At 64.9% G+C, this 16,430-nt stretch carries 11 protein-coding genes; 8 read left to right on the forward strand and 3 right to left on the reverse strand.

The window, feature by feature from the left end; genetic code table 11:
- Nucleotides 1-463: 463 nt before the first annotated feature.
- Nucleotides 464-1,747, forward strand: a complete 1,284-nt coding sequence (locus tag AAHM41_RS02475; RefSeq protein ID WP_342234916.1) for a HEPN/Toprim-associated domain-containing protein — start codon at nucleotides 464-466, stop codon at nucleotides 1,745-1,747.
- A 385-nt stretch (nucleotides 1,748-2,132) separates the two neighbouring features.
- Here the strand turns inward: AAHM41_RS02475 and AAHM41_RS02480 are convergent, their stop codons facing one another.
- Entirely contained in the window at nucleotides 2,133-3,260 is a 1,128-nt protein-coding gene (locus tag AAHM41_RS02480; RefSeq protein WP_342234917.1) for a PIN domain-containing protein, read from the reverse strand.
- A gap of 352 nt (nucleotides 3,261-3,612) precedes the next feature.
- Between AAHM41_RS02480 and AAHM41_RS02485 the strand changes: the two genes are divergently transcribed.
- The 3 genes from AAHM41_RS02485 to AAHM41_RS02495 all read left to right on the forward strand — a co-directional run bounded on the left by AAHM41_RS02485 (nucleotide 3,613) and on the right by AAHM41_RS02495 (nucleotide 8,710).
- Nucleotides 3,613-4,986: an SIR2 family protein gene (locus AAHM41_RS02485; protein ID WP_342234918.1), complete on the forward strand. Its 1,374-nt coding sequence runs from the start codon at nucleotides 3,613-3,615 to the stop codon at nucleotides 4,984-4,986.
- A gap of 42 nt (nucleotides 4,987-5,028) precedes the next feature.
- The gene (locus AAHM41_RS02490) at nucleotides 5,029-7,413 is read left to right on the forward strand and encodes a hypothetical protein (RefSeq protein ID WP_342234919.1); all 2,385 of its coding nucleotides are present in this window, start codon (nucleotides 5,029-5,031) and stop codon (nucleotides 7,411-7,413) included.
- A 424-nt stretch (nucleotides 7,414-7,837) separates the two neighbouring features.
- Nucleotides 7,838-8,710, forward strand: a complete 873-nt coding sequence (locus tag AAHM41_RS02495) for a hypothetical protein (protein ID WP_342234920.1) — start codon at nucleotides 7,838-7,840, stop codon at nucleotides 8,708-8,710.
- A 325-nt stretch (nucleotides 8,711-9,035) separates the two neighbouring features.
- Here AAHM41_RS02495 and AAHM41_RS02500 read toward each other — a convergent pair whose 3' ends face one another.
- Nucleotides 9,036-9,182 carry a hypothetical protein gene (locus AAHM41_RS02500; RefSeq protein WP_342234921.1) on the reverse strand — a complete coding sequence of 49 codons (147 nt, stop codon included), beginning with the start codon at nucleotides 9,180-9,182 and terminating at the stop codon, nucleotides 9,036-9,038.
- 255 nt (nucleotides 9,183-9,437) lie between these two features.
- Nucleotides 9,438-9,953: a SixA phosphatase family protein gene (locus AAHM41_RS02505; protein ID WP_342234922.1), complete on the reverse strand. Its 516-nt coding sequence runs from the start codon at nucleotides 9,951-9,953 to the stop codon at nucleotides 9,438-9,440.
- Nucleotides 9,954-10,063: 110 nt separating this feature from the next.
- On the opposite strand from AAHM41_RS02505, the gene AAHM41_RS02510 reads away from it, so the two are divergent.
- The 4 genes from AAHM41_RS02510 (at nucleotide 10,064) to AAHM41_RS02525 (ending at nucleotide 16,423) form a co-directional block, all read left to right on the forward strand.
- The gene (locus AAHM41_RS02510; protein ID WP_342234923.1) at nucleotides 10,064-11,590 is read left to right on the forward strand and encodes a helicase HerA-like domain-containing protein; all 1,527 of its coding nucleotides are present in this window, start codon (nucleotides 10,064-10,066) and stop codon (nucleotides 11,588-11,590) included.
- Nucleotides 11,591-11,671: 81 nt separating this feature from the next.
- Complete coding sequence (locus AAHM41_RS02515) at nucleotides 11,672-13,084, forward strand: adenylate/guanylate cyclase domain-containing protein (RefSeq protein WP_342234924.1); 1,413 nt, start codon at nucleotides 11,672-11,674, stop codon at nucleotides 13,082-13,084.
- A 117-nt stretch (nucleotides 13,085-13,201) separates the two neighbouring features.
- A complete protein-coding gene (gene ppk2 / locus AAHM41_RS02520; RefSeq protein WP_342234925.1) occupies nucleotides 13,202-14,119 on the forward strand; it encodes a polyphosphate kinase 2 in 918 nt (305 codons plus the stop codon).
- Nucleotides 14,120-14,230: 111 nt separating this feature from the next.
- A complete protein-coding gene (locus tag AAHM41_RS02525) occupies nucleotides 14,231-16,423 on the forward strand; it encodes an RNA degradosome polyphosphate kinase (RefSeq protein WP_342234944.1) in 2,193 nt (730 codons plus the stop codon).
- Nucleotides 16,424-16,430: the final 7 nt, after the last annotated feature.

A 16,430-nucleotide genomic window follows, 5' to 3' on the forward strand; every position in this document is an offset into this window, starting at 1 on the left:
ACAAGCCAACGGGAACGGCGGGTCCAGAGGATCTTTGGGGTTTCTGAAAGGGTCTCTAGCGGAGACCGAACGGCCTGTCAGGCAATGACCGGTTGCGGGCTCGCTGGTCGACGGGAAAAGTCCGCTCCAAAGAGGCCAGAAAGGCCTTCGATCGTCAGCAAGGGGACTAAGCGGTCATTCCCCTGCCCCGGCTCGAACTTCGGTAACGGGTCGAATCGGGTCAGATCCGCTTTCCGGAGCCGAGTGCGACGGCCGCTTTTGGGCGCCGGTCTGTCGCCCTGGCTGTCCGAGAAGGGCGGAAAGCAGCCAGTTGTCAACGACGATCTGCTGGCTGGTGCGGGACAGAACACGCTCGCAGCTACACCGGACATCGCGCCTTTAATACGGTATAGTTAATCGGGCCGCATGTGGCGTTAATCCCCCGCCCGTGGCACGACTGCCATCAGCGTGGCATCTAGGCGTCATGGGAAGCTATTGCGCGATCACCTTCGACAGCATGGAAATCTGCATCTCGAAGTCCGTCGTTCCTGACGACTTTGCGGCGCTGTTTCAGGAGTCCGATCGCGACCCGCAGCGGCCGGGTGACGAGCAAGGCGAGGACGAGGTCGATCGCCCACGCCACCGCTACACGGCTTCGCGCGAAGCGATCCTGCGACGGCTGTCACTTTTGGGCGCGACGCGCGAAGCAGCCGAAGAGACATTCGATCGTTGGCTCAAGGAGGAACGCGAGCGCTGGGCGGACCATGCTAGCGACTGGGGCGAGGAGATCGGCCAGGCCATCCAGCAGCTGAGCTTCGAAGAGTGGTGTCGCCGCGTACCGGTGGTCCTGGCCACGCGCTACGCAAAGGATGCACTCGATCGCAGTCCGTTGGATGAGATCGACCGGCAACTCAGAGATCTCAATGGAGAATGGCTCTGGCTCAATGACTACGGGTCGCTACTGTCGTTGAGGGCCTTGCTGGACGCCTGCGAGGATGTCCAGGTAATCACGCTCGATATGACCGACCTCGTTGAGGGTGGGTACTACGAAGGCGAACGCCCCTTGGACACGGAGGCTCGGCTCAATGTCTTCACGGCTTACAACCCACTGACTCCGACTTTGATCCTGGCCGAAGGCAGCACTGACATCGCCGTCCTGCGCGATTCTCTGCCGGTGCTGCACCCGGAGCTGACCGATTACTTTTCCTTCTTCAACCACGCCGAGCTCAGTGTCGACGGCGGAGCCGGCTTCTTGGTGAAGTTCTTGAAGGCCTTCGCCGCTGCCAACATCACGACGCGAATGGTCGCCGTATTTGACAATGATGCAACCGGTTGGCAGCACTTCAGGCAGGTCAACGCTCTAGCGCTTCCCCCGAACATTATCGTGACCTGCTTGCCTGTATGTGAGATCGCCAAGCGATATCCAACCATCGGGCCGCAGGGTTTCCACGAAATGGATGTGAATGGCTTGGCGGCGGGAATCGAGATGTACCTGGGCAAAACGGCGCTGACGAAAAATGGCCAACTGAGGCCCGTTCGCTGGGGGGCCTATGTTGAAGGCATCGACGCCTATCAGGGCGAAGTCGAAGGCAAGAGAGAGGTGTTGAAAGCGTTTCAAGCGCAGATCACCACTTTTGACAGGGCCGGCGCTGCGCGCGACGAGTTCGCCGATCTCTCACGTGTCTGGGAGCATCTGATCGATCTTGTGGAGGGGGCGGCTGAAACGTCACACCTCCGCGACTGGGCTCGGCTCCAACGCGAGTTCTGAGGGGCTGTGATAAAAGAGCCGACACTTCCAACTTCGCCTTGGGAAACATACCTGCTGGTCGGGGGCATCAGATGGAACTGCGGCAGAGGGGCCGAATCGAGCTATTTCCGCTCTCGGGTTCCCTGCGCGATGACCGCTTCTCGGCCTTTGCGGCCGACCTTCTCCGGCTCGGGTGCGCCAACGCGGTCATCCAGTCGCGCCCCGACAGCGGACATCGACATCTACCAAGCGGATATAGATTCAGCACTTTCCGGCCGATGCGGCCCGGCTAGCACGCGTGTAACCGGGCGTTTCAACCAGCTCCTCGAAGCGGACATGGCCGGACAGGGCCATTTGGGGATGCTGGCTGCCAACTATTAAAACCGCGCCGTCTACATAAGAAGCTTTACTCAAACCACTTCTGCGAACGTTCATTCAGGCGGCGACCTGGATAAAAACCCGGTATAGACATATTGGCAAGTTCGAGAACGTTCCTTCTGAGCGGAATTCCCACTCTATCGCCGTCCACTTGTGTCAGGGTGGCCGCGGTGAAGGCAAGATCAGCCGTAAGTGTTGGGGGAGCGACGCCAATGAGCGAATACGAGGCTTTCCAGGCTTTCTTGCTCAACTGATATGGGCCAAACGTAAAGGCTTGTATAGTTCCACTCCAGTCTGCATTTCTATCGCGCGAGTTCAGTATGACTATCGAGCCGGCTGGCCTGCCAATTGGAGGCGGAGCCATACCTGTGACCGAAATCTCCGAATCGTCACCGTGTCGGCGAAGCTTCATCGTCAATCTCATATCGGAGCCAACGGAGTAATTTATCACCATAGTATGTTGCCTGTCGTGAGCAAGTTCTGCTCGCATCACAATTTCTCGCCCTTGCACGGGAGAAAATATTAAATAATCATTCGTCTTATTATAATGAAGCGAGCCGAACTCGGGTGCATCAAAAAGAAACATCTTAGGATTGGCACCGCCTAGTGACCCCAGGTCAGGCATAAATTTAATAAAAATGTGACCGTCTGCACCCGCACCCAACCCAAATACGGTAAGCTCTTGGGCGGGTTCATGCAGGGGTGTTATTAGCGCAATTGCGGCTTCGCGAAGACTTCTTGCATGAATTTTAGCTCTGTCCGCGTCGAATAGGAAGGGCAGATCCTCAGACAAGACGAACGCATCTGCCTCTCCGGCGGCAGCCGCAAGATGCCCATCATGTGCTCTGATGCCTCTGAATTCTCCAGCACCGGAATGTATAAGAACGCCGGACTGTTCTACAAATGCATCGACCAGGGGACTCAGATTCTTGCGGGTTAATTTGGTCAATCGGGCGCGCACTTCCTCCAAGGCCTGCTTGCTGGTGTGTAACGAGCAGCCCCGATTGATCACCTCAGAGAGAACAAACTTTCCGAGACTGTCCGCCATTAATATAGTGTCTAATATAACGTTTGCATCGAGAAGGGCGCGTAGCGGCAATCCGTCGAGCGGTCGGAATAACCAGTTCTCTGGAGAATAATCGCCGAAGTAGCGCAAGGGAACAACTATCACCGGTGGAGAACGCAGTCTACGACCTGACAAGGCGATTCACAAGACTGAACCAGGGTCGATTGCATCTTTGACTTAGAACCGCCCGGCTCGGGCGACCACCAACGATGACGGCCGAGTGTGGTCACCACCGTCAGTGTCAGAGCAGATCGCCGATGGGTACATTCTTCAGTGGCATGCTGAGCGGCGACACCGAACAGCAGACGAACTCGAATATGGCAACTGGCGTGTTGCGCGGTTTCGGCGCCTATGTCGGAGAGGACTAGCTGGTACCCGTGCCCGATGGCTATCCGGGCTATTCTCCTGGTGAGCATTCCGGCCGAGCGAGTTAGGTTGGCGTATGCGGTTTCTAGCTAACGGCCCCTCGATCCCCGATGATCTCCTGATCGCGCGCGACGCCGGCGATGTGATCTTCTTCTGCGGCGCGGGAGTGTCGCGGCATCGCGCCGGTCTCCCTGATTTCCTCAAGCTTGGGGGTGACGTGATCGGCTTGCTCGGCGCCGGCCAAAGGAGCCTGGCGCGCAAGCTGTTCCAGCGCATCCGGGAGATTGGTCCAATGGATGGTGTCGGTGGACTCGTCGCCACCGATCAGATTTTCAGCCTGCTCGAACGCGAGTTCGAGCAGAAGGATATCCAGGAGAAGGTTGCACGGGCCATACGCCCCGCCGACGGGGTCGACCTGAGCGCCCATCGCACCCTCATCGACCTGTCGCGCGGCCGAGACGGCACGGTACGGCTGATCACGACCAATTTCGACCGACTGTTCGAGCAATGTGCCGACGGTGTCGCCTCCTCGGGGCCACCGATGCTGCCCGATCCGCGCAGCGCATCCTTCGGGGGAATCATTCACCTCCATGGCCGCGTTAACGCCGACTATACAGGACCGGGCGACGAGGAGTTCATCGTCTCGAGAGCGGACTTTGGTCGCGCCTATCTATCGAATGGCTGGGCGACACGGTTCATGCAATCGCTGCTTGATCGCTTTCAGATCGTCTTCGTCGGCTACGCCGCCGACGATCCGCCCGTTCAGTACCTGCTCGAGGCACTCAACCTGCACGCCGGCAATCGCAGCCGTCTGTTCGCATTTCAGCCTGGCAACAACATGGACGCCGCGGCGCTCTGGGAGCACCGCGGCGTCCGCGCGATCTCGTTCGACAACAGTCACGGTTTCGATCCGCTTTGGGACAGCCTCGCCGCGTGGGCCGAACGCGCGCGCGACGTGGACGGCTGGTACGCCAATCTGCTTGCGACCGCGGCCGTCGGCCCAGCCAACCTCGATCCCCATGTGCGCGGACAGATCGCCCACGTTCTCTCCACCCGCGAAGGTGCCAGGCGCGCCAGCATCGCCGATACGCCGCTGCCTGCCTCGTGGCTGCTCGTGCTCGATGCGCGTCAACGCTTTGGGAAGCCCGGCCTGGTCGATCCTTATGGTGAGTCGACCGAGCGCATCGATCCCTATGCAAGCCTTTCGCTCGACTTCGACACGCCGCCGCAGCCTGACGAAGGCGTTGAAGATGCCTTGCGCGATCGTGCGATCCCCGATGGCTCGTGGGAGGTTTTCGGTCCGACGCAATTCGATCAGGATGACGCGCAACATCCGAGCTTCGGCGACTTTTGCGGCGACCGTGCCGCAAGCAGTGGCGTGTTGACTTCGCGGCTCAAAGACCTCGGCATCTGGTTTCAGCGTATTGCCCACCAGCCCATGGCGCTCTGATGGGCAGCCGGTCGCGGGCCGCTCCATCCACATATCGTCGATATGATCAGCTTCTGGCTTCGCCAGGATCCTGATCGCTGGCCCGACGATATCCGACGCGGTTGGCGCTTCCTGGTCGCGAGTTGGTCCGACCGCCGTGTCGAACCCGGCCAGGGCTTCTTCGATCTCACTCATCGTGTCCAGCGTGAAGGGTGGTCTGAGGCTAGAGTAAGGGAATATGCTGATCTCTTCCGTCCGCAACTCAAGGTCGAGCGCAAGTTTGGCCTCCGGCATCCCTTGTCGTGGATCGACACCGACCGTCCCAATCCGTTGCTATCCTTGGACGTCGACTATCCGCACCCCTACGGCTTACTGACCATCCCCGATGAGCATCTCGCCTATGCCGTCAGCCGCTTCCGCGAAAACCTCGACCTCGCGCGCTCGCTCGAAGCAGAGATCTCTGGCAACGACCAGATCTTCATGCAAACGACGCGCGCCGGCGACGGGGCCCCGCCCATAACCTACGATAGCTTTGGAATAACTGGCCCGATCGCGCTGTTCCAGCAGCTTATGGATCGGCTTGTCGAGGTCGCGCCGGAAGCCGCGCGGGCCGAAGCCGCACGCTGGCCCGCGCATGATCGCCATATTTTTGCGAGACTGCGAATCTGGGCGGCCGGATCGAAGTTCACATCACCGGCCGAAGCCGCGGACATGCTGCTGGGCTTCCCCGACGACGTCTTCTGGGGATCGAAGCAGCAACGCGATCTGCTTTACGTGATGCGTGACCGTTGGAACGACTTTTCGGACGCGGATCGCGCCCGTTTCGAAGAGCGGCTTCGTACAACCTCGTTTCCCTGGCCAGAGAGCACCCGAGGCGGCAAGGCACGTGCCGAAGCGCATTCCCGCCTCGACCGCCTGCATTGGCTGACCGGCCAGGGCGTGGGATTCTCGTTCGATGTCGACACCGAGATGGCGGCGCTCAGGTCGGTCGCTGAGGACTGGAACGAGCGATCGGGTCGGGAAGCCGCGGCTTCTGACGCACCCGTCGTTCGCAGCATTGATACCGACGCCGATCCGAGCGCGCTGGAGCACGGAGCGGTCAGCGAGATTCTGGACCGAGCGCGCCAAGCCGGACAACCGGACCTCTTCGACTTCGTCGAGCATCGTCCCTTCGCCGGTCTCTCGGAGGCGAAGCCGGCCCGCGCGCTCGCCGCGCTTGGCCAGGCGGCGCGAAACGGTGATGTGCCGGTCTCCTTCTGGTCCGCCTTCCTCTATGCCGAGAAGCGGAAAACCGACCGGCCGCGTCTCGTGCGTGCGATCGCCGCGCGCCTCGCATCGTTATCGCCCCATGCACTTACCTCCATCGCCTATCCGGTAGCCGAGTGGCTGCAAGGTCTCGGCGATCGTGTCTACGGCGAACTCGCTCCGTTGCTCGACTTCGTGTGGGGACCACTCCTCGCGGCGCTGCCGCTCCGCGAGGAGAACCGGAAGCACCATGTCGATAGCAGCTGGACGAACGATGCGCTCAACGCCCCTGTCGGGAAGCTTGCCGATCTGCTGATGAAGGATCCCACTACCAAGGGGCGCGAGCTTGGTGAAGGATTTCCCGCGGCCTGGACGGCAAAGCAGGAACAGCTCTTGGCGCTGCCCGGCGACATGCGGCGGCATGCGCTGGTCATGCTCGGATTCCAGATCAGTTGGCTCTTCGCCTACGCGCCGCAATGGACCGAGCTGCATCTTCTGTCGGTCGTTACGGACGAAGGTGACGATGGGGATGCGCTGTGGGACGGGATCCTATGGGCGGCGCGAGTGCCGAGCCGGCCATTGTACGAGTTGCTCAAGCCCGGCCTGGTCGCGCGCGCGATGTCGCCGGTGCGGCGACGTGCCGAAGCCAACGTCATCGGGGGCTTCCTGCTCGCTGGCTGGGGCGGCGATCCCAATGCCGATCCGCCGGAGCAACTGGTCACCAGCTCCGAGCTGCGCGAGATTCTGGTCGAAAGCGACGATGATCTGCGTTCCCAGATTCTTTGGCACCTCGAACATTGGTCGGCGGAAGCCAATGGAAAGTGGCGGGTACGGCTCGTTCCGTTTCTGAAGGACGTGTGGCCGAACCATCGCGCCTTGCGTACCCCGGAGATGTCGACCCGCCTTGTCGATTTGGCGTTCGCGAGCGGCAATCTGTTCCCGCAGATCGTCGACTCGATCTTGCCGCGGCTTGTGCCTGTACGCAGCGGAATGCTGCGAGGTTTCATGCTGCGGGAAGAAGCCGAGAACCACCTTGCCTCGACCTATCCGGCGGCAATGCTGGACCTGCTGTGGGTCATCCTCGCTGAAGACACGACGCTGTGGCCCTACAAGATCGAAGATGTGCTCGACGTTCTGTCGGATGCCTCCGAAACGCGTGGCGATCCGAGGCTATCTGAACTGCGTCGCCGTCGTCTCAGCTAGGCCGGGACGACCGGCAGCCGCCCTTTCGTAGGCTTTGGGAGCCGCGGCAACGAGAGGGAGGTCCGGTTCGGAGCGCCCTGGAAGGCCTCCGGAGGTTAGCAATGGGGACCGACCTGCCTCTTGCCGATGTGACCGGCTTTGCGCGGGCCGGGTCGGTAGGAATGTCCGCTCCAAGAGGGCCTGCAAGGCCCTCCCAGCCGTGAGTGATCCTCGCAATGCTGCGAGCGGATGGGCTTAAAAGTTGCGAGCTTCCGATCGATTCGAAGCCATCCTCTGCTCAAAGATTCTCATTTTTGCTCATCTTTTCGTTGAGACGAATTTTATTAGGACATCAGCACAAACGCAGCGTTCCAGCCATCTTCCGTCGCTCAGAGCAATTCCAGCCGCTCTAAATTAATTGTAGCCCCCCTAGCGGGAGGCCGAGGTGCTGTCCGGGCTGACCAAGCTCGCTTTGGAGATGGCCCGGACCTTCCAGGCCGAGGCGGTCGCCGCCCTCGCCGCCGGCGATCTCGACCGCGCCGGCAAGGCCGAAAGCCGCTTCGGCACCCTCTTCCTCGCCATCCGCCGCGCCGTGGCGCTCAAGCTCCGCCGGCGGCGGGAGGGACTGGCCGCCGCGTCGCCGATCGAGGCCGACGCCCCGATGCTGTCCGAGCTGATGGAGCTCGCGGAGGAGCTGGCCCGCGGCTTTCACGCCCAGGCCCTCGCCGCTCTCGCGGCCGGCGATCTCGACCGCGCCGGGGATGCGGAGACCCGCTTCAGCAGCCTGTTCCTCGGCATCCGCCGCGCCATTGCGCTCAAGGCCAGGCTGCGGCAGCAGCGGGAGCAGGCACAGCGCGAGGCCGAACTCCGGCGGAAGACCCGGCAGGACGAGGCGGACGGCCGGCGCCACGCCGTCGCCCAGGGCGTCGCCGCTGCCATCGCCGCGGTTCCCGACCCCGAGGCCCGGGAGCAACTGACCGCCGATCTCCGGGAAAAGCTGACCGAGGATGAGCGCATCGACGTCGACCTCGCCGACACCGCCTTGCCGATCGAGGCCCTGATCGCCAGCCTGTGCCGGGCCCTCGGCCTGCCGCCTCCCGGGACTCCTCCGGCCAGCGGCCCCGCCGCCGCGAAGTCCGGGGCCCATCATGCCGGCGCCGGCCCGAAGGGCGAGCGCCGCCGGCACGACCTCGCCACCGGCGAGACTTCGACCGGAAGCGGCAGCCTGTCCCGGCGCCGCCCGGGGACGACCGGCCGGCCGGCGGCACCGGGCCGGCAGCCGCGCCCGATCCTGCTCCGCCCCCGCGGGCCGCCCTGATCGGCCGGCGCCGGACGGGCCGAATGCCGCCGCAGGACGACGAGCGCAACACGCCACCTGCAGATGCCCGCCCACATCCACCGGCACGGCCGACCGGAAGACCGGTCGCCGTGGCCGGATCTGTGCGTGGTGTTTGCAGGCCTTTTCAGAATGTCCCCGGGATCGCCCGGAGACCCGCAATGACATCGGCCGGAAGCAAAATGAGTCCCCCCTCCCGCAAGGGGAGGGGGACTGGAAGGGGGCAGGCTTCAGCTATTCCGAAAAGGCCTCGCCACGCGGGAGAGCCAAAGAGCATGGGTATCCAGGCCCTGCCGGGGGCTCGTGCTCACCAGCCGTGATAATACGGATGGTAATAATACGGATGGTAGTAGACCGGGCGCGAATAGGCGGGATAGACGACGCAGCCCGCCAGCGAGGCGGCTGCGATCAGGGCCGCACCGGTCTTGAGCAGGCGGGCGGAGAGACGCGACATGGCGAACATCCTCTGCTGACATCCGCGCCCGATCGGGCGCGACACTGTTTCCACGCTTGGGGAATGTTGGCCTGTCGCCAGTCTCTGTCAGCTTACGATGAGTTCATCGAAAAGAATCGGCTCGTGGTGTGGCCGATCGGCCGTCACGGATTCTGCAAAAGATGAATAATCGGAAAGACAGGAACGGTTCCGATCTTCGATCGTTTGACGATCCTGGCGGATCGTCTGGCGCTGATCTGGGCGAAATTGAGGCAATCAGTGTGTCGCCGACTTCGGCGTCTCGAACGCGACCAGCCGGCCGCCGTCGTCGGCCTTGGCCCAGCGCTCGACCGGCAGCTCGATCACCGCCAAGCCGGCGGTCGGATATTTCTCCGCCAGCCGCGCCAGCGCCGCCTTGTCGCCCGTCGTCGCCAGCCGGCGCGCCAGCTGCTCCAGGTCCGGGTTGTGGCCGACCAGCAGCACCGTCGCGGCCTCGTCCGGCGCCTGGCGCAGCCGGGCCAGCACCCCGGCGCCGCCGGCCAGATAGAGACCACGGTCGAAGCGGGTCTCGGGGGCGGCGCCCAGCGCCTCCAGCGCCAACGCCAGGGTCTGCCGGGCGCGGGTGGCGGTCGAGCACAGCACCAGATCCGGCACCGGCCCATGCGCCTTCAGCCAGGCGCCCATCTTCGGCGCGGCGTCGCGGCCGCGCGCCGCCAACGGCCGGTCGTGATCCCCCAGCGTTGGGTCGGCCCAGTCGGATTTCGCGTGCCGCAGCAGGATCAGGGTCTTCATCGCGCCTCCTCGCGGGCATACCCTGCGCAACATCTGGCGCCGCGTCCAGCCGCGAGGCACCATGCGGATGATGCGCCCGTTATGCCGGGCCGCGGGCCGAGGAGACGGACATGACCGACGGACTCTATTTCGCCAAGGGCCAGCGCGAGCACCGGCTGCTGCTCGGCCTCGGCAACCGCCACGGGCTGATCGCCGGCGCCACCGGCACAGGCAAGACCGTCTCGCTGAAAGTCCTGGCCGAAGGCTTCAGCCAGGCCGGCGTGCCGGTCTTCGTCGCCGATGTGAAGGGCGACATCGCCGGCATCAGCCAGCCCGGCGCGGCCAATCCGAAGATCGAGGAGCGCGCCAAGACGCTCGGCCTCGGCGTCCTGGCGTATCAGGGCTATCCGACCGTGTTCTGGGACCTGTACGGCAAGCAGGGCACGCCGGTCCGCGCCACGGTGGCGGAGATGGGGCCGCTCCTGCTGTCCCGCCTGCTGCAGCTCAACGACACGCAGGAAGGCGTGCTCAACATCGCCTTCAAGGCGGCGGACGAGGAAGGGCTGCTGCTGCTCGACCTCAAGGACCTGCAGGCGCTGCTGGCCCATATGGCCGAGAACGCCTCGAAGTTCACCGGCGTCTACGGCAACGTCTCCAAGGCCTCGGTCGGCAGCATCCAGCGCCAGCTGCTGGTGCTGGAGCAGCAGGGGGCGGAAGCCTTCTTCGGCGAGCCGGCGTTGGACCTCATGGATCTGATCCGCACCGGCGCGGACGGGCGCGGCGTGATCAACGTGCTGGCGGCCGAGACGCTGATCCAGGCGCCGCGGCTCTACGCCACCTTCCTGCTCTGGCTGCTGTCCGAGCTGTTCGAGCGCCTGCCTGAGGTCGGCGACCCGGACAAGCCGAAGCTGGTGTTCTTCTTCGACGAGGCGCATCTGCTGTTCGACGACGCGCCCAAGGCGCTGGTCGAGAAGGTCGAGCAGGTGGTGCGGCTGATCCGCTCCAAGGGCGTCGGCGTCTATTTCGTCACCCAGAACCCGATCGACGTGCCGGACAAGGTGCTGGCACAGCTCGGCAACCGGGCGCAGCACGCGCTGCGCGCCTTCACCCCGCGCGACCAGAAGGCGCTGAAGGCCAGCGCCGACACCTTCCGCACCGAGGCCGGACTCGACGTCGCCCGCGCGCTGCAGGAGCTGGCGGTGGGCGAGGCGCTGGTCTCCTTCCTCGACGGCAAGGGCATCCCCGAGGTGGTGGAGCGGGCGCTGGTCTGCCCGCCGATCTCGCGCCTCGGCCCGATCACCGATGCCGAGCGCCAGGCGGCGATCGCGGCCGGCGGGATGGCCGCGAAATACGCGGCCGCGATCGACCGCGACTCCGCCTACGAGAAGCTGAGCATCAAGGCGGCCGAGGCGCAGCAGCAGGCGACGGCGGCGGCCGAAGCCAAGGCCCAGGCGAAGGCCGAGGCCAAGGAAGGCCCCAGCATGGCGGAGTCGATCTTCCGCGACGTGATCCGCAACACCGGCAGCTCGGTCGGCACCCAGCTCGGCCGCAGCCTCGGACGCAGCGTCGGCGGCTCCGGCGCCAGCACGATCGGCGGCAGCATCGGCCGCGCCGTGGTCCGCGGCATTCTCGGCTCGCTCTTCGGCGGCCGGCGCTAACGGGCCGCGCGGCGGGAGGCGTCCTGCCGTAGGGGCGAGCCCCCCTGTCCGCCACGGGGGCGGCTGGGGTATGCTCCGCCCATGCAGGACAACGACGCCCTCCTCGACGCCTTGCGCCGCTCGGCCGACCCCGGCGTGGTCGATGCCGTCGACGATCTTGTCCGCAACGGCCGCGACGAGGCGCTCGCCCGCGTCAACGCCCTGGCCTTCGCGGCCGACCGCGGCCTGGACGAGGAGGCGATGATCGCGGCCCTGCTGCACGCCTCGCGGCTGGGCCTGTTCGAGATGTCCTGGAACATCCTGTGCCCGAGCTGCGGCGGTGTCCTCAGCGCCAACGCCACGCTGAAGAGCGTGCGGCAGCAGGATTATCATTGCGCCTTCTGCGCGCTGACCAGCGAGCCGACGCTCGACGACACGGTGGAGGTCAGCTTCACGGTGAGCCCCCGGAGTCGCAGCATCGCCGCCCATGACCCGGGCAGACTCGGCTTCTGGGACTATTACCGGCAGGTCTTCTTCGGATCGGGCCTGGCGTTCCCCGAGCCCGGCGCGTTCGACGAACTCAGCCGCAAGATCATGCTGGAGACGGTCGAACTGCAGGCCGGCGAACGCATGATCCTGGCCCTGCAGCTTCCGGCACACCCCGTCATCATCTTTGATCCCGTGACCCACACGGCCCATCTGATCGAGAGCGCGGGCGAGCCGACGCCGGAGCGCCGGGAACTGTCCATGGTCTTCACCAGCGCCCCTGCCGGCGTGGGCCACACGACCATGTCTCCCGGTCCGCTCCGCCTGCTGCTGGACAATCGCACCGAGGGCCGGGTGTTGGTGGGCGTCTTCGTGGCGGGGCCGGAGCTGGAAAGGCTCCTGGGCGGCCGCCGCCCGTTCCTGACCGCCAAGCGGCTGCTGACCAACCAGACCTTCCGCGACCTCTACCGGACCGAGACGCTCGACGTCGAGCAAAGGCTCAAGATCATGAGCCTGACCTTCCTGTTCACCGACCTGAAGGGGTCGACCGACCTGTACGAGCGGGTCGGCGACCTCGTCGCCTACGACCTGGTGCGCTCCCATTTCCAGATCCTGAACGAGATCGTGGGGTCCGAAGCCGGCGCCGTGGTCAAGACCATCGGCGATGCCGTGATGGCGACCTTCCCGGCGCCGCACCGGGCCGTTTCGGCCGCGCTGCGCATGCGCGACTCCATGCGGCAGCTGAACGCGCGGCAGGGGGCGGAGGAGCTGATCCTGAAGATCGGGATCCACGAGGGGCCGTGCCTTGCGGTGAGCCTCAACGACCGCCAGGACTATTTCGGCCAGACCGTCAACATCGCATCGCGGGTGCAGGCGCTGGCCACCGAGGACAGCATCTTCGCCACCCAGGGGGTGGTCCGGGACGCGGAGTCGGTCCGGCTGCTCTCGTCGCGCGGGATCGAAGCCCGGCCTCAGGCGCTGACGCTCCGGGGCGTCGCCGACCGCATGCCCGTCTTTGCGATGGGCTGACGCGGGAAGGGAGGCGACGCCAGGCAGAAGTGGCCGGACCCGCCCGACCGGCGGCCGCTGTCACCAAACTGCATAAGCTTCCGGGTACACGGGGGGTGAGCAGCAGGAGACAGGCACATGACCGAGCTGAAAGACACCGAGACCCGCAGCTGGCTCGAGATCGAACTCGAGGATGACATCGACGAGGAGCTCGAGCAGGCGGTCGACGACGCCCGCGTCCCGCCCGAGTTGCGCGCCCTGCTCGAGACGCGCAGGAAGAACACCATCGACCGCCACACCTATTTCAACGAGCTGCTGCGCCTGCAGAGCGAGCTCGTGAAACTGCAGGACTGGGTGCACTACAAGGGCCTCAAGATGGTGGTCCTGTTCGAGGGCCGCGACAGCGCCGGCAAGGGCGGCGCCATCAAGCGCATCACCCAGCGCGTCAATCCGCGCACCTGCCGGGTGGTGGCGCTGCCCGCCCCCTCCGACCGCGAGAAGACCCAGTGGTACTTCCAGCGCTACGTGCCGCATCTGCCGGCCGCCGGCGAGATCGTGCTGTTCGACCGCAGCTGGTACAACCGCGCCGGCGTCGAGCGTGTCATGGGCTTCGCCAGCGAAAGCCAGGTGGAGGACTTCTTCCGCGACGTGCCGGAGTTCGAGCGCATGCTGGTGCGCTCCGGCATCATCCTCGTGAAGTACTGGTTCTCCATCACCGACGAGGAGCAGCAGCTGCGCTTCCTTATGCGCATCCACGATCCCATCAAGCAGTGGAAGCTCTCGCCCATGGACCTGCAGTCCCGCGTGCGCTGGGAGCAGTACACCAAGGCCAAGGAGGCCATGTTCGAGCGCACCAGCATTCCCGAGGCGCCCTGGCACATCGTGGAGGGCAACGACAAGAAGCGGGCGCGCCTGAACTGCATCTCGCACCTGCTCTCGAAGGTCCCGTACGGGGAAGTGCCGCATGAGGAGATCACCCTGCCGGAGCGGGTGTTCGATCCGAATTACGAGCGCCGCACGCTGCCGGCCGAACTCTACGTGCCACAGCGCTACTGAATGGCGCTTCCTATTCGGGCTTGTGTATAGTGGCGCTGAAATCGAGCGCGGCAAGCGCTTGATATTACAGTTTTGTTGCGATCGATGAAGGTTCGGAGACGACCCGTGAGCATGTTGCAGAGCACCGCCGAGGCCGTCCTCACCGAGGTGCCGGAGGTTGTCCGCGCGCCTGTCCTGCCGTCCATCCCGGCGGATTCGCCCGACCGCTTCATCAATCGCGAGCTATCCTGGCTGGCCTTCAACCAGCGCGTCCTGGAGGAGGCCTACAACACCCGCTACCCGCTGCTGGAGCGGCTGCGCTTCCTGTCGATCTCGGCCTCCAACCTGGACGAGTTCTACATGGTCCGCGTCGCCGGGCTGAAGGCGCAGGTGGCGCTCGGCGTCGCCTCGCCGAGCCAGGACGGGCTCAGCCCGGCGCAGCAGCTCGGCGAGATCACCACCCGGGTGCAGGAGCTGATGCGCGACCAGCAGCATTGCTGGCGCGTCCTGAGCGAGGAGCTGCGCACCGCCGGCATCGCCGTGGTCGGGCCGGACGAACTGACCAAGTCGGAGAAGGCCTGGCTCGAGGAGCGGTTCCTCAACGAGATGTTCCCGGTGCTGACGCCGCTGGCCATCGACCCGGCCCATCCCTTCCCGTTCATCCCCAATCTCGGCCTGTGCCTGGCCCTGACCCTGGTCAACACCGGGGAGGAGACGCAGGACGAGATGGACGCGATCGTGCCGCTGCCGCCGCAGCTCGACCGCTTCACCCGCCTGCCCGGGGCGCCGATCCGCTTCGTGCTGATCGAGGACATCGTCAAGCTGTTCCTCGACCGGCTGTTCCCCGGCTACACGCTGCACGCCAGCGGCGTGTTCCGGGTGATCCGCGACAGCGAGATGGAGATCGACGAGGAAGCGGAGGACCTGGTCAAGACCTTCGAGAGCGCGCTGAAGCGCCGGCGCAAGGGCATCGTCATCCGCCTCGCCGTCTCCGCCGACATGCCGGACTCGCTGCGCCGCTTCGTCTGCGAGAAGCTGAAGGTGAAGGACGACGACGTCTTCGCCATGGACCGGCTGCTCGGCCTCAGCGACACCAGGAAGCTGATCGTCGACGAGCGGCCGGAGCTGCTGTTCTCGCCCTACAACGCCCGCTTCCCGGAGCGGGTGCGCGATTTCGGCGGCGACTGCTTCGCCGCGATCCGGGCCAAGGACATCGTCGTCCACCACCCCTATGAGAGCTTCGACATCGTCGTGCAGTTCCTGCGCCAGGCGGCGCGGGACCCCGACGTCGTGGCGATCAAGCAGACGCTGTACCGCACCTCGAAGGACTCGCCGATCGTCCAGGCCCTGGTCGAGGCGGCGGAGGCCGGCAAGTCGGTCACCGCGATGGTCGAGCTGAAGGCCCGCTTCGACGAGGAGGCCAACATCCGCTGGGCCCGCGACCTCGAGCGGGCGGGCGCCCAGGTGGTCTACGGCATCATCCATCTGAAGACCCACGCCAAGGTCTCGATGGTGGTGCGGCGGGAGCAGGGCGGCCTGCGCACCTATACCCATTTCGGGACCGGCAACTACCACCCGATCACTGCCAAGATCTACACCGACCTCAGCTTCTTCACCTGCGACCCGATACTCGGCCACGACGCCGCGGCGGTGTTCAACTACATGACCGGCTACGCCAAGCCGGCGAAGCTGGAGAAGCTGTCGATCGCGCCGCTGTTCCTGCGCAGCCGGATCATGGAGCTGATCGAGACCGAGATCGACAATGCCAAGGCCGGCAAGCCGGCCCAGATCTGGGTCAAGCTGAACGCCCTGGTCGACGCCACCATCATCGACAAGCTGTACCAGGCCTCCCAGGCCGGGGTGGAGATCGACCTGGTGATCCGCGGCATCTGCTGCCTGCGGCCCGGCGTGCCCGGCCTGTCGGAGAACATCCGGGTGCATTCGATCGTCGGCCGCTTCCTCGAGCACGCTCGCATCCTGTGCTTCGGCAACGGCCAGAAGCTGCCCTCGCGCCAGGCCAAGGTCCTCCTGTCCTCGGCCGACTGGATGCCGCGCAATCTCGACGGCCGGATCGAGAGCCTGGTACCGCTCGAGAACGCCACCGTCCGCCAGCAGGTGATGGAGCAGATCATGCTGGCCAACCTGAAGGATGAATCGAACACCTGGATGCTCGACCCCGATGGCCGCTATCATCGGATCGACGCGCCGGAGGACGCCTTCAGCGCACACATGTACTTCATGACCAACCCCAGCCTGTCCGGCCGGGGCAGTGCTCTGAAGGATGCGAAACGGGCGCCGCGCCGCCTGGCCAAGCCCGCGGAATGAGGATTTG

Source organism: Inquilinus sp. OTU3971 (assembly GCF_038440215.1).